Genomic DNA, 21,413 nt, shown 5'->3' with positions numbered 1-21,413 from the left:
AAAAACTCCAAAACCGATCGCACTTTTCCCGAGCGCTCCAATAAATGTGACATATATCACCGACAATACGTAAGTGATATGTAATAATACTTATTTTTTTAGATAACTTTACACATCGGCGATCGATCGCCATTTTGAGCGATCGACAACCCAAAAAGAATATGCCGCAAATTAAAAGCAACCTTTCGGGCTCCCTAAATGAAAATACCCGCGCGCAGCAGTTAATTGCAGCAAATTCAAGTCAGCGATTGATAAACAGATGAAATTCCCAAATTTACCCACGATTTTCATATAAATTGACAAATTTCCCCAAACAAATTAATTCTAAACTGTTAGAAAACCTAACAGTTAGTATTACTGCAATTGCGGTGCAGAGCGAATACCTGTACTGTCTATAAAGAAAATTAGCGATCGAGCATCCATAATTAAATGCCCCAGTCGCCTATACTGACGTACACCCTCCTGGGAAAAGTAAACTAAAAACCTAAATAAGCCACCGAAGCACCCTCGCCCGCAGGTGCGAGAGCTTCCAAGAGAGCGTGTGTTGAGGCGAAGGTTTTTTACTCAAACATGAAATTTGATTTGTATGCTGCACCAACCGAGCATCCCTTTTGCTCACGCCACCTTGCTGACTACAGCAATGGTGGAGATTTTTAAGCGGGAAGAAAGATGAACTTGGAACAATCCTCTACAGGCATCACCCCGGATCGCTGCGCTGCAGCAGTAGTGGAAATCATTCCGCTGATTGTGGGGTCGATTCGAGCCCAAATGCGAAATCAAGGAGAACCCTTTTTATCGATATCTCAGTTTCGCAGTCTCATGTTTCTTTACCGCTATCCAGGTTCCTCTTTATCCAAGTTAGCAGATTATTTGGGGGTGACTCGACCGACTGCTTCTGCAATTTGCGAGCGCTTGGTTAAGGAAAATTTTGTAGACCGCAAAGAACATCCTCAGGAACGGCGAGCGGTAGTGCTGAAACTGACAGAAACTGGTCGCGCTAGGCTCGAAGAAATTCGAGCGCTCACCTGTAGCAATATTTCGCCAATGTTCGAGGACTTGTCAGAGGAGCAGATGGAGATAGTTTTGGCAGGATTGGCGTTACTCAGAGAGGTGTTTGACGGCAAATCTAACGATCGGTAAAACTCCTATACAGCAGTTATTTATTGTTTAATCGGTGACATATAGGGGTTTTCAGTTTAGTAAAAATATCGGGCACAAAACACGGCGCCGTGCCCAAAGCCGTGTCAACAATCGCCTGAAACCATTGAAAAATCTCGCTTTTATCCGAGGCCAGAGCCCCGGGCCGATCCCAAGCGTATTGCTATATAAGGGTAAGGTGCGCGGTCCGGCGCACCCTACAGTTTTTTTGTCGATCTAGTTATTAGATAATTCCAGGTTTAGCTGAATTTAACAGCTTTGCCAAAACGTTTCGCGTTATCTGCTGAGCTCCAGCATTTAAGACTGGCGATCGCAACTGCGGCGCATTGTAATCGTCCAATCCCCACGCCCACTGCATCGAACCGGTCGCGAATACTTTCGCCCCCGAATCTGCTGTATAAACCGTCATGTCAGCATAGCGAGTGCCCCCGCCGTGAGGGTATGGAGAATGGCCGATCCGAACTATATTTTTTGGGGCATTACCAAACATTCGATCGACTTCATAACCCAACAGTCCCGGTAACTTGTCGCCCGGTTTTAAATCTGTTTTTTCTAGCAGCCAATCTGGAGCATTTTTATCAATTACAATATCATAATTAACTTGAAATGTCTCGTACATAACGCCGATTAAAGCATCTTCGGGACTGCCGAGAGTGCTGTCTCGCCAGCGAGTTGTTACTAAAGAATAAAGTGCTGGGGATTTATTGTAATTTGTTGCTATTTGAGCGCTGTCTGGTTTGTCTATTTCATAGTTTAATTCCCCACTATTAGATATTTCCACTACCGAATTAACTGCGCCTAATTCTTTTTGTAATCCGCCCATAGGGTCTAAATCAGCCATTTCTTTATAAGCAACTACCGTTCGGTTTACTTCGCCAGTAATCCGGCTGGGTTCAAGGCGGATCTGCCAGTAGCAAATATTGGAACCAAAAAAGCCGATGCTGACGCCTTCATCTCTAGCTGCTTCTATATTTTTCCGCATATCTCGCGACCAATATTCGTCGTGACCTACGGACAAAAATGCTTTGTGAGACAACAGCAACCGGGAGTTAAAATGCGTGTCAATGTTGGTGGCATAGGTAACATCGTAGCCTTCTTTTTCCAGCCACCTGACCATATTGTATTCCCAACCAGCGCTCGAAGTTCTCCTTTTTGGCTGAAAATTTGTCAGAAATTCCCCCGCACCTACGCCGTAAGCTGCTTTGCGGTTGGGACTCATGGCGTAGGGCCGATTAAACGAAACTTTGTAGGCTTGTTTGGCCTTACTGTTCCAGCGGTAAAGCGATTTGTAGCCCCAATTGTTGTAGGCCACAAATGTGGTAACGCTGGATTGAAATAAAATGTCGGATTTGCGATCGTCATCCCGGACTGCAAAGATAATATAACTTTGCTTGGACGTTCGGCTGGCTGTGAGTTTGGCTAAATAAATGCCGCTCGTCCAGTCGGAAGGGCGATCGGGAATTCGCAAAATATACGGGTCTTTCCAATCGCACTCTATTAGTCCCGATGCTTCATCTTCTCTCGGCGGAGGCTGTCTGATTCCCTTGCGCACAATTGGGTCGTTCATCCGGCGGCCGCCGAGTCCGTCATACCATCCGGTGCGGAATATTTCTATTGTATAATTGGGTTCTTTAGTGTTGACAAATAATTTAATTTCGCCGCCGAGATTGACGCTGGTCAGAGATGCGTAACCTTCGATTTCTCGCTTGGTGGCAGGATTTTCTAACTCCCAGTCTGCGGTTCCGGGTTTTTGGTTTTCTCGGGCTGTGGGATTGGTGGCGCTCCCACTTTTTGCGAGATTTGAATTGTCTTGAGAATGTGCGGCACTGTTATAGAAAAAAGGGGCGGCCAAGCCAAGTGAGAAAGCTTTCAGAAACTCTCGGCGGCGCAATTTCGACAATAGTTTAACTGTCACTGGTTTAAGTCTATGAATTTTAGGTGATAGATTGTACGGTTGGGTTTTGGTGGGGAGGGCGTAAGATTACTTTACATTAGCCCTGAAGACATCATACCTGAGATAGATTAATTTGCGATCCTCTTCGAGGGCTTCGCCAACGCGCGATCGACTCACTGCACCTCGGTAATCTGAGTATTTCTTCCAGTATCATGTCTTAGGTCTTATGATGTATGGCTTATGGCGTATACCCCATCGCAGAATAATTTTAGAGAGAACAGCCGATTTGAGATGTTTTTAGGTACAAGTCCCCGGAAGCATTCGCCAATCGCCTCTAAAATCTAAAATCTGAAATCGAAAATCGGACGACCTATTTGTTTGAACCAGCTTTATGAGTGAATCAACCAATCCACCGCTATCTCCACCAGTTTCTCGACGAACCGCCCTCAAATTCCTCGGAGTCGGTGCCGCAGGCGGGCTGCTGGGCTACTCTCGATTGTCCAAGCCCGAACCCGCCGTTTTCCAGCAAGATACTCTTGACTTGCCGCGAATGCTGAATAAACCCAAAACCGTTGCAGTTGTCGGCGCAGGCTTAGCCGGGCTCGCCTGTGCTTACGAACTGTCTCAGCGGGGTTTCGCCGTGACGCTGTTGGACAAATCGCCCCAACTCGGCGGCAAAATTGCTAGTTGGCCGATACAAGTCGGGAACGAAACCTTCATGATGGAACACGGTTTTCACGGTTTTTTCCCGCAATACTACAACCTCAAAAGTGTGGTTGAAGAACTAGAAATTACCGATAACTTTGTATCTTTAGAATCCTACGCCGTTGTCTTTCGAGACGGCAAATACCAACCAGAAGTTTTCCGTCCCAACCATTCAGCTTTCCCCTGGAATATAGTTGATTTGGGGATATCTTCTCCGAATCGGCTCAAGTGGGGAATCAATCTTACAAAACCCGCTCACTGGCAAGTATTTCGGGAAATCGGCGGTTTTCAAACTCAAAAAAGTTTCGCTCGCCTCGACAATATATCAGTTGCCGACTGGGTAAAAGGTGAATTCCCGCGCGGACTTTACGACTTGTATTTTCTGCCTTTTGCCAAATCCAGCCTCAACGCTCCCGACGAATTGAGCGTGGGAGAATTAATGCAATTTTTCCACTTTTACTTTTTCGGAAATCCCGAAGGTTTGGCCTTCAACGGCACGCGGCAAGATATGGGCACGAGTTTGGTGCAGCCGATTGCCAGATCCATTGAAAGCAAAGGTGGCAAAGTATTGACAGATGTCGCAGTTAGTAATATTCACTGGGACAATGGCAAGATTGATTCTCTGACTTACCATTCGGGAGAAGTGCAAAGTAAAGTACCTTTTTGGGTGAAGCGAAACGCGCTGTTAACTGACAGCAACTCTACGGAATATTTCGGCGCTGGCGACAGCGTATTTGCCGCCGCACCCGGAGGAAAAGAGGCAATTTCTCTGACCTGCACTCACCAAGGCTGCACTGTTCAGAAACAAAACGACGGTCAATTTCACTGTCCTTGTCACGGGGCAGTTTTTGATGCCGAAGGGCGAGTGGTGAGCGGGCCTGCTCAGCGGGATTTGCCGAGATTTAAGGTAGTTGATAAAAAAGTCGATGAGATACAGTTAGCCGCAGCGGTTAATAAGTTGCAACCGCAAAATCTGGGGGAAACATTGAAGGCTGATTATTATGTGTTTGCGGCGGATGTTCCGGGGATGCAGCATTTGTTTAGTTTGGCCAGCGGTGAGGTGAATCCGCAGGTGCAAAGCCGAATTGAGGAATTGAAAATAGCCGATCCGTTTGCGGTTGGCCGTTTTTGGTTCGATCGCGAATTCCCCTGGGAACACAGCAATTTTACTTCGCTTTCCGGCTACAAACTGACTGACAGCATCACGCTTTACCACAAAATTCAGGATCAGTTCATCGAGTGGCATCAGAAAACTGGCGGTAGCGTAGTGGAACTGCACGCTTATTGTTACAAAGAGAAAGAATTCCCCAACCAGGAAGTTTTGCTCGCTACTTTCGAGCAAGAATTGTATGAAATTGTACCGGAATTAAAAGCAGCCAATCTGCTGCACCGGGAACTGGTAAACCAAAATAATTTCTCGGGTTATCCGCCCGGTAGTTATGCGGAAAGGCCCGAGACTTGCTGCGCTGTTCCGAATCTTTTGTTTGCCGGAGATTGGGTAAAAATGCCGTTTCCTTGCGGTTTAATGGAAAGGGCGGTGAGCAGCGGTTTGTTGGCTGCTAATGCTATTTTATATCAGGAGGGTTTGCAAAGGCGATCGCTCTTGACGGTGAACCCCGAAGGCGTGCTGAAAATCTAAGGTTTGCAGCCACAATCAAATTGGTTTGATCGTTAGGACTTTAGTCGTCATATAATCGGAAAACTAAAGTCCGAACGCTCAAACACCTTGATGAGATGATTAGGAGCGATCGCTCTGCTGATGTTGTTCGTAATATTAGTAGGAATTCAGATATAGCGGTTCGATCGCGTGGTGAGGTATGCCCTATTCCCTGCGCGGGCCACGGAGGCCACGGAGGCCTATGCCCAGTCGTACCTCATCTTTCTGAGAAAGGCTATATGTTACCAGAAATAATTAGTTTAAAGCCCCAAGCCTTGTAGGGAGAAATTAAAAGAAGACTATTCATTACTTCAAGGCTCTTCCTTCCAGGTAGAGGTAGCTGTCAATCCTTCGACTTGCTTCGGCTACGCGGTAGCATGAACTTCGACGGAGCTCAGTTACCGCGTAGTCGAACGACAGCACAAGTCGCTCAGAACCAACTGTCAACTGTCCCAGGTCAACTGTCAACTGAATCAAGGTTTGTGGGTGTGGTTTCGCTGAGGAGAAAAGGCAGAGCTTGCGAACAAAAAAATCATCGGCGTTTATCTGGGTTCATCTGCGGTTAAAATATTGAATGAGTATAAAGCAATAATAGATGCTGAAGAGTAACTGGAAAATTCGCAATAAATCTGTAACGTTTGATGCTTTTGCAACAGAATACGATTTCGCTGCCACCTTGCAAAGCAAGAACGATTTCTTTACTAAAAACCTGTCTGCCAGCAAAGGTACAGCATTAGATATTGGCTGCGGTTCGGGCATTCTTGCTTTTGAATTAGCCAAGTATTACGAGCAGGTAGTGGGGGTCGATTTGTCAGCCAAACTGCTGGCTATCGCCCGTCAAAGACGCTCAGCCCCCAATATCGAATACATCCAAATGGATGCCAGTCAATTAGCGCTAGATCGCAAATTTGATTTAATAGTTAGTGCCGCCACTTTTCACCACATACCCAACCTCCCCGCCGCCCTCGGTGCCATTAAAAAATTGTTAAATCGGCAGGGTAAAATCGTCTTTTTAGATAATGTATCGGAAGTTGAAACACCGGCTACAATCGGCTACATAGTAGGTGCAGCGAGAGATTTTATTCCCGACTGTTCCAAATACGGATTTCGCAATGCTTCAAGATTATTAAAATTTAGAGTGTCGCCAAGCTGGTTGAACCATTTAGCCAGCGACAAGTATTTGTCAGAAGGGAGATTTAAAAAAATTTACGGTCGTTGCTTTCCCGGCTGTTATTTTGTAAAATTGGGTTGTTTTATGGGCGTAATTTGGGAAAATTTGTAATGCAAAATAACGCGATCGAATCGGTATCTGCAAGGGAACAAAAAACTCACATCCGCGAGTTGGGGATTAATTTGGAGCAATGGTACGCAGTCGCCCGCAGCACAGAGGTACAGAGTCAGCCGCTAGCTGTGATATTGTGGCATCGGGCGATCGTGCTTTTCCGCGACAGTGCAGGCAAAATCAACGCTTTAGAAGATAGGTGTCCGCACCGACAAGTTAAACTCAGCCACGGTAAAATCAAAGGCGATTTAATCGAATGCGCTTACCACGGATGGCGGTTAAATGCAAGGGGAGAATGCGCCGAAGTCGATTATTTAGCCGAAAATCAAAAGCTACCTAACTGCAAAATTCGCTACTATCCAGTCAAAGAACAAAACGGTTTTATCTGGCTGTTTCCCGGCGACGAAACCCAAGCCGAAAAAATAGATTTATTGGATTTGCCCGAGTGGGAACATCTCAATTATATTGCCACAGTTTCAGTTATAGACTGTCAGGCTCATTACTCATTTTTAATTGAAAACTTGATGGATATGTACCACGGGCACTTGCACGAAGACTTGCAAGCTTGGGCAAATCCAGTGTTAGATACTTTAGCAGAAGACGAGCATCAAGTAACTGCTCGCTATCAAGCACAAAGTTATTACAAAATAGATAAAATCTGGTCAATTTCCCAGTTATTTTTTAAATCTCTGCGCAAGCTGCACCCGGAACCGCTAGATGTGAGTTACGTTTACCCGCACTGGGTTTCTACTTTGGGAAGCGACTTTAAAATTTACTGCTTAGTTTGTCCGGTAAGCGAGACAGCAACTCGCGCTTATTTAATTCATTTTACCTCATTAAATGCGTTTTGGCGGCTGCACAAATTGCCTGTGTGGTTTCGCAAATTTATCAAAGATAGTTGTTTCGGTGCGGCTCAAAAGTTATTAGATGGATTGGTGCGGCAGGATGTGTTAATGATTGAAGAAGAACAGCAGGCTTTTTTGCAGAATTCGGAAAGAAAGAGTTACGAATTAAACCGGGCTTTGGGGAGCGTGCAAAAGTTGATGAGAAGTCAGGCGAAAGAGTAATTCAGCCGCAGATTGAAACTTGCGGCGAGATGAATGAAACCAGGCTGCACAGGCTAAGTTGAGAGTTAGCGTTTCCAAGCTTGAGCATGGTATTATAGTAACAGGTAACATTGACTTTCGGAAAGCAATTACCAACCACACCTAACACAGGAACCAAGCATGAACCGTGTCAGCATCAAGGGCGAGGAACACCCAATTAGGAAAATCTTTAGCGACGACTTTGTGTTCCTCATTCCCCTCTACCAGCGTCCCTATGCTTGGACAAAGGAGGAAGCTGGGGAACTGCTGGAAGACCTGCTAACATTCTTGGGAGAAGGTAACGAGACGATTGATGAACTCAACCCCTACTTTCTAGGCAGCATTGTTTTGATTAAATCGGAGCAACCAGCCGCTGAAATTGTAGATGGTCAGCAACGTCTAACCACCCTCACCATACTACTAGCTGCTCTCAGGGCATCATTGCCAACAGAACACGCCAATGATTTGACCACTTTTCTATACCAAAAAGGCAGCTTAATTGCGGGCACTCCTAATCGTTACCGTCTGACTTTGCGCGAGCGAGATGCAGACTTTTTCAAGGCATATATTCAAAATGAAGGTGGTATTAACAAGCTCAAAGAATTGAAGAGTGCTGAGCTGATGGATAGTCAGAAGCTGATTAAAGAAAATGCACATTTATTCTTGCAACGTTTCCATGCAATAGGCGAACAGTGCTGTATACGCCTTGCCCAGTTCATCATTACTCAGTGCTTCTTAGTAGTGGTTTCTACGCCTGACTTTGACTCTGCATATCGGATATTCTCTGTGTTGAACAATAGGGGATTAGATCTTTCCGTAACTGATATATTGAAAGCTGACATTATCGGAAAAATACCCGAAGGGCAACAAGAAAAATATACTAAAAAGTGGGAAGATACCGAGGAGGATCTGGGACGCGAGTTATTCAAAGACCTGTTTTCTCATATTCGCATGATTAAGGAAAAGAAAAAACTCAACAAGAGTGTCCTTAAAGATTTTCAGGAAAATATCAATCCTGCGGCTGAGCCTCAGCAATTTATTGATGAAATTTTAGCTCCTTATGCTAATGCTTTTTCAGAAATTCTGAACTTAAGGTATGAAAGTGTTTGGCGTGCAGAAGAAATAAATCAACTGTTTAAATTTTTAGACAATATTGATAATTTTGACTGGATACCGCCTGCAATTTTTTACCTATCGCGCAATCGTAATAACCCCGATAATTTGGTACTTTTTTTTACTGACTTAGACCGTCTAGCCGCAGGTTTAATGATTGTCCGCTCCAATATCAATGAGCGCATTGAACGTTACAGCCGATTGCTCACTGCTATAGAACGAGAGGAAGACTTATTCAATTCCAATTCACCGCTCCAGTTTACTCCTGAAGAGTCCAACAATATCCTTAAAGTCCTCGATAGTGACCTTTACCTAATTAAAAAAATTCGTCGTTATGTCTTGTTACGCTTAGATGCTGCTCTGTCAGAAGGTGAAGCATCTTACAACTTCTCCAATATTACTGTCGAACACGTACTTCCCCAAAATCCCGGCGCTAATAGTGAGTGGATGAAGTGGTTTCCTAGTCAGCAAGAGCGAGATCAATATGTGCATCGTCTTGGCAACTTAGTTTTGCTATCTTCAGGGAAAAACAGTCAGGCACAAAATTATGATTTTGATGTGAAAAAGCAGAAGTATTTCACCACTAAAACAGGTGTTTCACCCTTTGTACTTACTACTCAAGTGCTGCGGGAACAGGAATGGACGCCAGAAGTAATCGCTCGACGACAGAAAGAGCTGATTAATGTTCTCAAGAATCTTTGGCGTTTATAGGGTAATTGAATTTGATATCAAATTGCTATTATCTGTCCATCAGCGCAAAACCCAGAGCTAAAATTAACAATCAAACCAGAAATTGCTTCAAGATTGAAAGCTAAAATCAAAGGAAAAGTTACTCATCCATAAATTAAAAGAGAACCCTGTTGTTGGGTTCTCTTCTTGTTCTTGCGAACGAAACATGAAAAAAATTGGCGCGGCCTACACTGCTTTATCGAACAGTTCGGTCGTACATTACTGATTATAGCTTGCTTTTTAGCAGAAGGCAACCCATATTTCTAACTTGCCCGAAGGCTACACAGCCCAAAACCTACATCCGATGGCTCGATAGGATTGGTTGCACCTCTGCTAAAAATCTCAATTCATCTGCGTTTATCTGCCCCTATCTGCGGTCAAAAAAATCTAAATCCCGCAGCACAAACCTTACTTTTTCGGCCGCTGCTGCTGGTAAACGCTGACAACTTTGTCCGCATAAGTAGCAGTAGCGCCGCTTTTGCAAGCTGCGGATTCCCCAGTCATCCACCAGCAAGCGGCGCGGCGGATAGCGGCTGTTTCATTGTTACCGCTAGCTTTGTATTCGTCGCGCAGCAAATCGCCCACGATACAAGTAACAATTGTTTTGGCTTTTGTGGCGTCGGCTTCAAATTGTTGCGGTGTTAAATCTTGTTTGGTACAGAATTTGGCCCAGCGGGAAATATTCCCTGGCAAAATTTGCCACTGACTGTACATTCCGTCATTTGCGGTTTGCGGCGGCGCGGCTTGTCGCAGGGCTTCAACGAGGGCGGAAATTTGCGCGTCGGTGACTGCTTGGGCTGCGGCTGGAAGTGCTTGCAATCCGAGGCTAATTATCAGGCTGCCGAATAGTAGATTGGTTTTTGCGATCGATTTAAAGTTCATTCACAATTCCCTGTTTTAATTAAAGTTTCCTGCAACAAAGTTTACCTTTTTGTCGAGCGAATGCCTCTATCTTAAGTATGATTGGCTTTGGGAATGCAGTGCCGATTCACGCTCGGGATAGCTACGCTTCACGCGCTTATTATAGAAATTGTTGAGCAAGTACGATAAAATCATGGAAGTACAACCCAGGGAGATACGCAACTACCTGAGAGCAGATGGGACAAGTCCTTTTGAAGATTGGTATAACTCGCTCCGGGATACCACAGGCAAAAATAAGATTCGGTTAAGGCTTAAGCGAGTCATGACTGGTAATCTAGGAGATTGTAAATCCGTTGGAGAAGGAGTTTTTGAACTAAAAATTGACTTTGGCCCGGGCTATCGGCTTTACTTTGGACAAGTCGGGCTGACAATTGTACTTCTGCTAATAGGCGGAGATAAAAGCACTCAAGAGCGAGATATTGGCAAAGCTATTCAATATTGGAGAGACTATGAAAGACGTGAAGGCACCAACGAGTAGAAGTTACCAAGAATTTCTGATCGAATCTCTGAGAAATGCCCGAGAAGCAGCAGGTTATATCGAGGTGACATTGACAGAAGCAAGGGATGAACCTAAATTGCTCCAGATGGTACTCAAAGATGTTGTAGATTCTCGGCTCAAGTTCAACAATTTATCAGAGGAAGCTAAATTTCAATGGGAAAAGCTTGACAAGATGCTTTCAGAAAGTAACGGTTCAGAAATCTATAGTTTGGTAGCACTGCTCGAAGCCCTAGGATTTAAACTAGAAATTAGTGTAGCAGATATTGAGTTGTCGGCTGAGTCGGAATCAAACGAGGTGACATCAGAATTATCGCCAGAACCTGCTAATTTATAGCAGGTTGCAGATTAATTTCATTGCGATCGCAGTAAAGGTTGATGTAGGTTATCTGTTGTGCGGGGGCGGGTTTATATAGATTGTTTGCGGGTATTAAATATTATTCGTAAAACCCGCCCCTACAGGCCATCGTAGGGGCGGGTTTCACCAACCATTTATGCGATCGACCAACAATATAATAAACCCGCCCCCGCGAACACGAAAAATCCGAAATTGGTAACACCATCGCTGTTCGATCGCCCTTACGCATCCTTCACAAAGTCTAACAACCGGTGAGCCATTTCTAACTTGCTGCAAGATGCTATTTTTACTTGCTTTCCTTCTGAATTAATCAAAATTGCTTGATTGGTATTGCTACCGAAACCTGCACCCATTTTATCGATCGGGTTTGCGGCAATTACATCCAGTTTCTTCGCCCGCAATTTCTCCAAAGCCGGTTTGACAATATCCCCAGTTTGTGCTGCAAACCCGATTAATTTTTGGTGCGGCTGTTTCAAATTTCCCAACTCTGCCAAAATATCCGCTACCGGTGCCAAAGGTAAAGAATTTGGGAGCGATTGCTTCGGCAATTTCTCACTACTGTACTCGGCAGGTCTCACATCCGCTACCGCCGCCGCCATCACCGTCAAATCCGCATCGTGAAAGCATTGCAGCATCGCCTGCCGCATTTCGACCGCACTCGCAACTGCGATCGCCCGCACACCTGACAGCGCTAATTCGCCACTTATACTGTGTACCAGCGTCACTGTCGCGCCGCGGTGCAGTGCAGCTTGCGCCAAAGCTATGCCCATTTTGCCGCTGGAAGGATTGCCGATAAACCTGACCGGATCGAGGTGTTCCCGCGTTCCTCCCGCACTGATTAACACCCGCTTACCCGCTAAATCTCGATCGCCCTTCGCATACAACAGCGATTCAATATGAGGCAAAATCTCACAAGGTTCTGCCATGCGGCCGACACCCGCGCGATCGCACGCCAGCATTCCCGCCCCCGGATTCGCAGCATGATAGCGCCGATAAGTCAACACTTCCCGCCAATTACCGGCAACCGCCGGCTGTTCCCACATATCCGTATTCATCGCCGGTGCCAGCAAAATTGGGCAATTAGAAGCTAAGACAGTATTAGTCAGCAAATTATCAGCAAAACCCCCCGCCAACTTAGCCAAAGTATTAGCTGTCAGGGGAGCAATAACAAAAACTTCCGCCCATTCTCCCAGTTGAATATGCAGGGGGCGCCCGTGACTTGCTTGCCAAAAATCTTTGTCCGTAAAAGCAGGATGGCGGCAAAGAGTAGCAAAAGTCAAAGGCGTTACAAACTCTTGAGCTGCATCAGTAAGAATAGCTTTAACTTCAGCTCCAGCTTTCGCTAAAGTTGAAACTACTTCGCAAACTTTATAAGCCGCAATCCCGCCGCTAACGCCGATTAAAATTCGTCTGCCCTTCATGTCATATTAAATCCGGTAACATTGGAATTGTACTATAGTAGTGCGAGCGGGACGCTCGCTAAAAAGATATAAGCAAGCGAGCGAGACGCTCGCACTGCACTCCGAAAATTATTATGCCGATAGAAACGGAAACGATGTCATTTTCTCATCAGGACTTGCACAAATACTTTCATCAACCTGTTTTTTTTTACCCATATCTATCGGGCATCACGCCGTATTTTTGTCAAAAACCCGATCGATGCGCCGGTCATTTTTTCATAAAAAAAATCAAGAAAGAAGTTAAGATGAAAACAGACAAAAATCCATAACTCATCTGTTCAATTCACAACAAAATATGCTGTTAACTTCTTCCTCAATTCTGTCGAAATTTTAGAGCTAGATTTTTAAGCCTATGCTTCGTCGTAAGCTTCCATATCCAGAAGGTGGATATAAGGTTCAACCATCTCCGGCCGCTGAAAGGCAAGCGATCGCAACAAATGCCAATCATTCAATCCCTCAAAAGGATCTGTATAATCGTCAACTTCCAAACGGACAGCCAATTCTGCCACGTCCTGAGAAGTAAGTACAGCAATATCGCGCGATGCTTTGGTTAAAGTTTTCATTTTTTTCCCCTGCCCGAGACTTCCGCCATACTATATACTAATCCTTTAATCAGATTTCGACACAGTTTCTACAACAAAACTTCGCATTAAATCTACAACTTCCGGCAGAATCTCGTGTCCCATGTTAAATTCTCGATACTGCACCGCAGCTCCCCAAGCAGTCAAACTGTCGCGCGATCGCACAGCAGCACTAACGGGCACAATAGTATCTCGAGTACCGTGCACGATTAAAACAGGCGGCAAAGCACTCCCAGCAACGGTTGAAATCGACGGGTGCAAATAACCGCTCAGACAAATTAAACCCGCTAGAGGCAAAGTCAATCCCACATCCAGAGTCATCGCTCCGCCTTGAGAAAAGCCGCCTAAAATCGTGCGAGACAAAGGTACGCCCGTGCTGCTTTCCAAAGACAGCAACAATTCCCTCAGCAATTGGCGGCTTTCTACCAATCCCTGAGCATCTTTGTTTTGAAGCTCATACCACGCTTTGCCGCCCGTTACGTGGGGATGGGGAAACGGGGCGTCTGGAAACACAAACTGATAATCCGGCAAATTGAAAGCCGGTGCTAAGGAAGTCAAATCCCGAGCATTAGCACCCCATCCGTGCAAAGCGACAATCAAAGCGGCAGGTTTGCGATCGGTGGTTGGCGGAATGCTAATAAATTGTAAAGACATCTTCATTCAGTTGACAGTTGACAGTTGACAGTTGACAGTTGACAGTTGACCGCTTGAGGGCGACCTCTACCTGGAAGGCAGAGGATTGGAGTAATGAATAGTCTGCTTTTAATTTCTCCCGCTCAAGCGGGCGGGCTTTAATCCAATTCTTTCTGGTAATTAGTAATTGGTAATCAGGCCTTACGACAATTATAAATTGTCCCGGCGGGTAAAATCCCAGATATTTGTTTTCGGTAATATTTAAATGTAAATTAGGATGTGCTTGCTAATAACTCTAACCAGAGCATCTCAATGAATACAAAAAGTATTTTTTAACAGTGCTGTCGTCGCTCCCGAGTATTGTACAGCTCGGGAGCGAGGACAGCACTGCAAAGGCAAAACTGAGATAATGCAACTGTACAGGATATCTAAACCATTAGACACTAAGGAATGAGAATTAAATAACTTACAATTTTTATTGTTCTTGTGGGATGGGCGTCCCGCCCGTCCCTTATAGACGGGCGGGACGCCCATCCCACTTTCAAGAGTGTAAATTATTTAATTCGCGATCCTAAGTCATTCCCAAATCTCAAATCTAAAATCTCAAATCTCAAATCTAAAATGGTATGACATTTACCCCAGGTGAAACCTGAGAAACAGATTGCTCGGACTGTTGCCGCACCGGCACCTCAATCCAGAATTCAGCTCCCTCCCCCGGAGCCGATACGCACCTGAGCGAACCTTGATGTTTTTGCACTATTTGATAGCTGATAGACAATCCCAATCCAGTACCTTTACCTACAGGCTTGGTAGTAAAAAACGGCTCAAACAAATGTTTTTTGACATTCTCCGTCATGCCCGCTGCGTTGTCAGCGATTCGCACGGATACACAATTATAACTTAAAAGTTCAGTGCGAATCCGAATCGCAGGTAAAAAACCAGAATCTGAGGGAGATTTCCTAGTTAAATCTTTATTAGTTTCGTCATATAAAACATCAATAGCATTGCTTAAAACATTCATAAATACCTGATTTAATTGTCCTGCCCAGCATTCCACCAAGGGCAAAGATCCGTATTCTTTAATGATTTTAATGCCGGGAAAATCACCGTTAGCTTTCAGCCGACTATCCAAAATCATCAAGGTGCTGTCAATGCCTTCGTGGATGTTCACAGACTTCATTTCTGCTTCGTCCAAGCGCGAAAAATTCCGCAGAGAAAGCACGATTTGGCGGATGCGCTCGGCTCCTGCATTCATAGATTTTAGGATTTTAGGCAAGTCTTCACTGATAAACTCCAAATCGATCTCTTTTAGTTTTGCTTGCACTTCTGGCGTTGGGTTCGGATATTGCTGCTGGTATATTTCGACAAGTTCCAGCAAGTTTAGAGTATATTCGCCTGTATGGATCAGGTTGCCAGAGATGAAGTTGACAGGATTGTTAATTTCGTGGGCTACTCCAGCCACCAACTGCCCCAAGCTGGACATTTTTTCAGTTTGGATTAGTTTAAGTTGAGCTGACTGCAAATTTTTCAGTGCCGTTTCTAGTTCGGCGGTGCGCTCTTTTAGTTGAATTGTGCGATCGCGCACTTGCTGTTCTACTTTTGCGGTACGTTCTAGAGACATCAACAGGTAAATCGTCAAGCTGCCAGTCATCAAAAGCCCGATCGCACAAATTGACAGCGAACCCTGATGCGTCCTGAGATTATTGTACCCATTCCCGGGCAAAACTAACAGCATCCACTGGCGGTCTGCTACGTTAGATAGGCGAGTGCAAGCACTAGGATTTTGACAGATTTGCCCCCGGAGATTAGTTAACTCCGGCTTTTCCTGTTTTGGGTTATCTATCAACTGCTTGGCTTGCGAGTCGTAGCGCACCAGAAAGCGTTCTTTCCCCTCCGCGGAGTTGTCGTAGAGATAAAAATTTATGTTGTCTAAATTCAGCGATTCTAAAGAGAAATCGACCGTACTGGCGATCTGAAACACACCCGCAATAACTCCGATTAGGTTTTCGCGGTCGTTGACCGAGTTATCGCCATTCGTTGTGCGGCCCAGTAATGGCAGAAATACTTGCAATCCCGGTCGATCGTTGCTGACTAATCTAATCCGCCCGGAAGCAGCTATTTTCCCGGTATTCACCGACTTCTTTAAAGCTGCTTTGCGATCGGGGCTGGAGGCAACATCAAAACCGAGCACTTTGTTATCTTCTTCTAGTGCTTCTCTGTAGGCAACTGGAAAATATTCCGATCGCGCTTTTGCTTTAACTGGCTTTTTGTCAGCATCTCGCTCGTAAATTTGAAATGCCGGAAAACCTTCGGCTCGAATTGCCGCTTCGCAAGCTGATTTTTGGGCAGCAGGCACGCGCCGAATCCAGTTAACAGAATGGATAGCAGAATTTCTCGAAAGTGCAGGTTGAACGAACTGCTTAAAATCTTGTCTGCTAACTTCAGTAGATGCGCTGTAGAATGCTTGAATTGAGTACAGAAAATCTAAGTTTTTGTTGATACTTTGCTGTAATGCCGCATTCAGGCGATCGGCTTGCTGATGAAATTCAGCTTCCAGGCGCTGGTTTTCCCAATGCCAAACAACGGCCGCGGCTGCCAATGACAAGCCCGTACCGATGCAAAGAGTCAGCGCTGCTGGAATGTAGCGACGGTGCGACAGTAAACTTTTCGTCAGCGAATTAAACCAATTGCTCGCAACATTCATATTCCCACAGCTTCTGGCACCGGAGTGCGATTCGTTTAAAGACTTGTGAAATTCCTTAATAACACGAGCCACAGCCCAGAAACAAGATTGTGTCAAAACTTAAGATCGCACGAATTATGAATTTATCTTCAGAAAGCCGGTTTCTGCGAAAATATGGGTGTGGTAACGACAGGGTGCGCAATGACCTTACCCAAGTAGGGTGCGCAATGCGCACCTTGCCCAAGTACCAATTCGCACTTAATTGTTAATTTTTTGGTGCTGGTGGCGCACCTTATCCTAGTAGCAATTTGCACTTAACTGTTAATTTTTTGGTGCTGGTGGCGCACCCTACCTAAGTAGCATTGCGCACCAGAAAGTTAACTTTCTGGTGCGCAATGCACACCTTACCCAAGTAGCAAGGCGCAGCTTACAAAACCGTCCCGATTTCCTTCAAATAAACCCGCGTAAACGGTTCCCCATCCTCCAGACTGTACTGTTCGATCAACCCCTGGCGGCGAATAGAAATACTATTTCCTTCCCTCACCACAACAGTATCCTCATCAGTGCTTTCTCTGACCAAAATCATCTCAGTTTCCCCGGGATTGTCCAGCACCACCATATTGCTGCCCCGATAAAACATTCCCTCAGCTTCCAAAACATCTTCGGGATATTCAGCAATCAACAAATCGAGCTTGGGATTCCGCAGCAAAGTTTGCACGTTAAGATTGTAATTCTTATGCAAAACTTTTTCAGAACGGTTGACAAAAAGTCCAGCGCGACAAACAGCACCGATCGTCCAATCCGGATGCTGCAATAGAATGTGGTCGATTGTTTCTTGCAGTTCGTGAACCGAAATTCGGTTGAAAGTAATAATCGGAATTCTGGCTGATTTTCCTGAGTCAAAGAAAGTTTCGATAATATGCGAAGGCACATCAACTCCTTCTCCGACAGCCGGGTTGAGGTGCATAAAAATTCCCGGCGCGGCATTGATTTCGAGAATCCCAAAATTGCCGGTTTTCCAAGATTTGGCGAGAGTTTCTGTTACCACATCAATCCCCAAGCAAGTTAACCGAAAATGCAGGGCAATATCTTGAGCCAAAACAATGTTATCCGGGTGAATATTGCGGGTAGCGTCGATGCTGACGCCGCCTGCGGAAAGATTGGCGACTTTGCGCAGAGACACAGTGCGATCGCGCTCCAGGACGCTATCCAATGACAGCCCTTGTTCTTCCAGATACATTTCCATCGCTTCGTCGGACTGAATTTTGCTCAGGGCCGAAGTTGGCGTGTCCAAACGTTCGGGTTTGCGGTTTTCGCGGCGGATCAATTCGCGAATTGTTGATTCGCCGTCCCCTGTTACCCAAGCGGGCCGGCGTTCAGTTGCAGAAACAAACTTGCCGTCAACGCACAGCAGCCTAAAATCCGCTCCTTTGATGCTGTTTTCCACAATTACTCGCACCGCTTCTGTTTCGGGAATTGCGTTAACTGCTCTTTTAAAAGCCGCCTGCAATTCCTCTGCATCTCGCACATCTGCGGTGACGCCAATGCCTTTATGACCGACTACTGGTTTGATAGCAACTGGGTAGCCAATTTCTCTCGCAACTGCCAGAGCTCCGTTTTCTGTGGAGACGATATCGCCTTTGGGAACTGGAAATCCTAAGGTAGCGAGAAAAGCTTTACAATCGTCTTTGCGCGTGGTAAAATCTGAGTCTAAATGGCTGTCGGAATCAAAGGTAGTCGCAGAGCCGCGCACCAGTTTTTTGCCGTAACCGTATTGCATCAATCCTTCGTCCCACAAATAAAATGCGGGAATGCCTTTTTGGGATGCCGATCGCATTAATGAATAAACTGTCGGGCCTCCGTAAACAGACTGCCGGAACATATTTTGCAGCGTGCCGATTTGTGCTTCTAAGGGGAAATCTTGATTTTGATTGATGGCTTCAAACCAATCCCAAACAGCGTAAACTACGGCTCTGGCGCTGCGGGCGTGAAGTGCTTCTATGCTGATTCTGCTAAAGTGAGAAAACGGCTTGACGTTCCAGTGTTGGAAGTGCAAACCCATGTCGAGTTTTGCTACTTCTGATGCGGTACGGCCGAACAGTTGGGCGTGGTTCGAGAAAGTTTCGTGCAGCAGTTGCGGGTAGCGATCGCCGATAATTTCATGGTAATGTGCGATCGGCTTTGGTTCGCGATCGCCCGGCACCGCAAAATCGAAAACTAAAGCCGCTGTTTCTAAATAAGGGTTTGGCCCCATATAGTGTTTGAAGTTGAAAACATCAAAAACATCGGTTTTTCGAGCATTGACGCGGGCTGTCTCGGTGCTTTTTTCTTGCAGCATTTTCTAACCTCCTTTTAGCTAACTTTTGACAGTAACTCTCTTGTCGGTGCATGGGATACTACCTGCAGGCATAGATATTGCAGAGGGGGAGGGCCCTTCGGCTTCGCTCAGGGTAAAGAGGGGGAGAGGGGGAGAGAGGGAGAGAGGGGGAGGGCCCTTCGGCTTCGCTCAGGGTAAAGATGGGGAGATGGGGAGGGCCCTTCGGCTTCGCTCAGGGTAAAGAGAGGGAGAGGAGCAAAATCTTCCTTCAACACCTGACTAATGACTAGGTACTAATGACTAATAATTAATAATAACTAATGACTGAGGACGAAATTACTCATGACTACTTTCTTGCCCTTTACGGAAAAAAAGCTATAACTTTTGAGAGGTACATGGCCAACTAAAATTGGCTATGACTGGAAAAAAGGATTTAAGAGGCAGCAAATTATGAAAATCGCACAAACTGCTCTCAGGGATCAAGTTCACCAATTAGCTGAGGAAGCATTTCACCGGAAGCTGATTTCAGGCTACGGCGACGGTCAACACAGCAACGAGTATCAGATTGTCTGGAACGGCAAACCCCGACACCTGCCTTTGGAACGGGCGCGTACAGTATTGAGCAATTTGATCGAGCGATCGCACTAAACTGGCGATCGGGCTAATTTAGGACTTGCGCTCATCAGCCCGGTTTCTCGGAGAAACTAACAGGAGGATCGGCGAAGACTCCAGTCAGAAACCCGGTTGATGACCCCGCGCGCGTCTAGGACTGTAATGTAAACTCATTTTTTGATCCCTCCTTTATGTGTCAGGAGGGGTTCGTTTTTTTTTACCAAAAACATCGTTACAGCCCGGGGCAAGAGTAAAAAAAAACCCGGAACCCTTGAGTTTTGTGAGTCCAGGAAAGATAAAAGTAATAAAACTTTCTGTATCAATCTCTACCTTTTGGCAGTTTTCGGGAAAAAAAAGATTATGGTTTATTGAAATATAAGGAATTAAAAGTGGAGATAATATGGCTAGCAGCGAAAATCAGGGAAAGTTGCTAATTATTGGCGGCGCCGAAGACAAAGAAGGGGACTGCAAAATTCTGCGGGAATTCTTGCGGTGCGCCGGAGGCACTAAAGCCCGCATTGTAGTGATGACGGCTGCGACAAGTCTGCCGGGAGAAGTAGGAGATAATTACATCAGAGTGTTTGAGCGGCTCGGCGCTGAAGACGTGCGAGTTGTTGACACCCAGAAACCCGAAGATGCCAGGAATCCAGATTATTTAGAAGCGATAGAACAAGCGACTGGCATATTCTTTACCGGCGGTGACCAAGCGCGGATTATTAGCTGCTTGAAAGACACCAAACTCGACGCAGCTATGCACAAACGCTACTCGGAAGGGGCGATCGTTGGCGGCACCAGTGCCGGCGCGGCGATGATGCCAGACATGATGATTATTGAAGGAGACTCCGAGACAAATCCCCGCGTTGATGTGGTAGCAATGGGCCCGGGAATGGGTTTCCTGCCGGGAGTTGTGATCGACCAGCATTTCGCCCAGCGAGGCCGTCTGGGACGCTTAGTTTCGGCACTGTTGCTGCAACCAGCAGTCTTGGGATTTGGGATTGACGAAAATACAGCTATTTTAGTCAGCGGTGACGAGGTTGAAGTCATTGGCGAAGGCGCTGTAACTGTCATCGACGAGTCGGAAAAACTCCACGACAATATCGATGGACTTTTGAAGGATGAGGCTTTGGCGATTTGCGGGGCGAAGTTGCACATCCTCCCCCACGGATATCGGTTTAATTTGAAAACTCGCCAGCCGGTGTTGGATAAGGTAGCAATTGCAGCATAGAAAGGGATCTCGCGCCGTCCGCACGTGCGGACTTAAGTCCGCAGCATGAGAGCGGACTTAAGTCCGCACGTGCGTTCCTTTTTGTTATGGTAATCGATCGGACACGATATCAGGGTTAAAAAAACCCTGATACTTCGTCCAAGACACTAATAAAAAGAAGAGGATTTTACCTCTTCTTTTTTTGCTGCGGTTTCTGTCTTTTTAAGCACTTTTCTGTTGGTCAAAAAACGACTGCTGCCCTTCTTCAGTCGATATTAAATTCCACCCTTGAGTTGTCAGCTTCTGAAAAGTTGACCATCCCTTAGAACCGTCCGGTTCTCGGTAGTCGGAGGCAGCGAACTGCGGAAAAGCTGTATAAGGCCGCCACGCTTGACGGGCTTCGGTGCGCAAGTGCAATATCTTTTCTCCATTGCCTCCCAATCTGGGCAACCAACACATTTGTTTTAGCATTTTTAACACTCCAGAGTTTTTACAGTAACGGTAATTCGCCAACATCCCAAATTA

17 protein-coding genes are annotated in these 21,413 nt (G+C 45.8%); 9 read left to right on the top strand and 8 right to left on the bottom strand.

Features of this window, described 5'->3' with window-relative positions; genetic code table 11:
• Positions 1 to 669 precede the first annotated feature (669 nt).
• Positions 670 to 1,140 (top strand): MarR family winged helix-turn-helix transcriptional regulator, encoded by a 471-nt coding sequence (locus QUB63_RS04260; protein WP_332943556.1) that lies wholly within the window; start codon positions 670 to 672, stop codon positions 1,138 to 1,140.
• 241 nt (positions 1,141 to 1,381) lie between these two features.
• Here QUB63_RS04260 and QUB63_RS04255 read toward each other — a convergent pair whose 3' ends face one another.
• Positions 1,382 to 3,073, bottom strand: a complete 1,692-nt coding sequence (locus tag QUB63_RS04255) for a N,N-dimethylformamidase beta subunit family domain-containing protein (RefSeq protein ID WP_332943555.1) — start codon at positions 3,071 to 3,073, stop codon at positions 1,382 to 1,384.
• Positions 3,074 to 3,443: 370 nt separating this feature from the next.
• Between QUB63_RS04255 and QUB63_RS04250 the strand changes: the two genes are divergently transcribed.
• From QUB63_RS04250 to QUB63_RS04235, 4 genes are all read left to right on the top strand, one after another.
• Positions 3,444 to 5,396 carry an FAD-dependent oxidoreductase gene (locus QUB63_RS04250; RefSeq protein WP_332943554.1) on the top strand — a complete coding sequence of 651 codons (1,953 nt, stop codon included), beginning with the start codon at positions 3,444 to 3,446 and terminating at the stop codon, positions 5,394 to 5,396.
• A gap of 613 nt (positions 5,397 to 6,009) precedes the next feature.
• Entirely contained in the window at positions 6,010 to 6,696 is a 687-nt protein-coding gene (locus QUB63_RS04245; protein ID WP_332943553.1) for a class I SAM-dependent methyltransferase, read from the top strand.
• Positions 6,696 to 7,763, top strand: coding sequence for an aromatic ring-hydroxylating dioxygenase subunit alpha (locus QUB63_RS04240; RefSeq protein WP_332943552.1), 1,068 nt, complete (start codon positions 6,696 to 6,698; stop codon positions 7,761 to 7,763). The genes QUB63_RS04245 and QUB63_RS04240 overlap by 1 nt, the downstream gene beginning before the upstream one ends.
• 159 nt (positions 7,764 to 7,922) lie before the next feature.
• Positions 7,923 to 9,605 (top strand): DUF262 domain-containing protein, encoded by a 1,683-nt coding sequence (locus tag QUB63_RS04235; RefSeq protein WP_332943551.1) that lies wholly within the window; start codon positions 7,923 to 7,925, stop codon positions 9,603 to 9,605.
• A 426-nt stretch (positions 9,606 to 10,031) separates the two neighbouring features.
• Here the strand turns inward: QUB63_RS04235 and QUB63_RS04230 are convergent, their stop codons facing one another.
• Positions 10,032 to 10,505: a hypothetical protein gene (locus tag QUB63_RS04230; RefSeq protein WP_332943550.1), complete on the bottom strand. Its 474-nt coding sequence runs from the start codon at positions 10,503 to 10,505 to the stop codon at positions 10,032 to 10,034.
• 172 nt (positions 10,506 to 10,677) lie between these two features.
• On the opposite strand from QUB63_RS04230, the gene QUB63_RS04225 reads away from it, so the two are divergent.
• Positions 10,678 to 11,022, top strand: a complete 345-nt coding sequence (locus tag QUB63_RS04225; protein ID WP_332943549.1) for a type II toxin-antitoxin system RelE/ParE family toxin — start codon at positions 10,678 to 10,680, stop codon at positions 11,020 to 11,022.
• Complete coding sequence (locus QUB63_RS04220; protein ID WP_332943548.1) at positions 10,994 to 11,377, top strand: helix-turn-helix domain-containing transcriptional regulator; 384 nt, start codon at positions 10,994 to 10,996, stop codon at positions 11,375 to 11,377. The genes QUB63_RS04225 and QUB63_RS04220 overlap by 29 nt, the downstream gene beginning before the upstream one ends.
• A 242-nt stretch (positions 11,378 to 11,619) precedes the next feature.
• Here QUB63_RS04220 and coaBC read toward each other — a convergent pair whose 3' ends face one another.
• From coaBC to QUB63_RS04195, 5 genes are all read right to left on the bottom strand, one after another.
• Positions 11,620 to 12,819, bottom strand: coding sequence for a bifunctional phosphopantothenoylcysteine decarboxylase/phosphopantothenate--cysteine ligase CoaBC (coaBC, locus tag QUB63_RS04215; protein WP_332943547.1), 1,200 nt, complete (start codon positions 12,817 to 12,819; stop codon positions 11,620 to 11,622).
• A 389-nt stretch (positions 12,820 to 13,208) separates the two neighbouring features.
• On the bottom strand, positions 13,209 to 13,421 hold the full coding sequence (isiD, locus tag QUB63_RS04210; RefSeq protein WP_332943546.1) for a protein IsiD: 213 nt from the start codon (positions 13,419 to 13,421) through the stop codon (positions 13,209 to 13,211).
• A 45-nt stretch (positions 13,422 to 13,466) separates the two neighbouring features.
• Positions 13,467 to 14,093 carry an alpha/beta hydrolase gene (locus QUB63_RS04205; RefSeq protein ID WP_332943545.1) on the bottom strand — a complete coding sequence of 209 codons (627 nt, stop codon included), beginning with the start codon at positions 14,091 to 14,093 and terminating at the stop codon, positions 13,467 to 13,469.
• 595 nt (positions 14,094 to 14,688) lie between these two features.
• Positions 14,689 to 16,776, bottom strand: a complete 2,088-nt coding sequence (locus QUB63_RS04200; protein ID WP_332943544.1) for a CHASE domain-containing protein — start codon at positions 16,774 to 16,776, stop codon at positions 14,689 to 14,691.
• 406 nt (positions 16,777 to 17,182) lie between these two features.
• Complete coding sequence (locus QUB63_RS04195) at positions 17,183 to 19,093, bottom strand: ATP-binding protein (RefSeq protein ID WP_332943543.1); 1,911 nt, start codon at positions 19,091 to 19,093, stop codon at positions 17,183 to 17,185.
• Between the two features lie 429 nt (positions 19,094 to 19,522).
• Here QUB63_RS04195 and QUB63_RS04190 point away from each other — a divergent pair, with 429 nt between their 5' ends.
• Together QUB63_RS04190 and QUB63_RS04185 are read left to right on the top strand one after the other, a co-directional pair.
• The gene (locus tag QUB63_RS04190) at positions 19,523 to 19,720 is read left to right on the top strand and encodes a hypothetical protein (protein ID WP_332943542.1); all 198 of its coding nucleotides are present in this window, start codon (positions 19,523 to 19,525) and stop codon (positions 19,718 to 19,720) included.
• 364 nt (positions 19,721 to 20,084) lie between these two features.
• Positions 20,085 to 20,909, top strand: coding sequence for a cyanophycinase (locus QUB63_RS04185; protein WP_332943541.1), 825 nt, complete (start codon positions 20,085 to 20,087; stop codon positions 20,907 to 20,909).
• 201 nt (positions 20,910 to 21,110) lie between these two features.
• On the opposite strand, the gene QUB63_RS04180 is transcribed toward QUB63_RS04185, so the two are convergent.
• Positions 21,111 to 21,359, bottom strand: coding sequence for a hypothetical protein (locus QUB63_RS04180; protein ID WP_332943540.1), 249 nt, complete (start codon positions 21,357 to 21,359; stop codon positions 21,111 to 21,113).
• Between the last annotated feature and the right edge of the window lie 54 nt (positions 21,360 to 21,413).

The organism is Microcoleus sp. ARI1-B5, assembly GCF_036705795.1.
GTDB lineage: Bacteria > Cyanobacteriota > Cyanobacteriia > Cyanobacteriales > Microcoleaceae > Microcoleus.
Note: the sequence above shows the minus strand (reverse complement) of the source record. Positions and strands in the feature narration are given on the sequence as shown.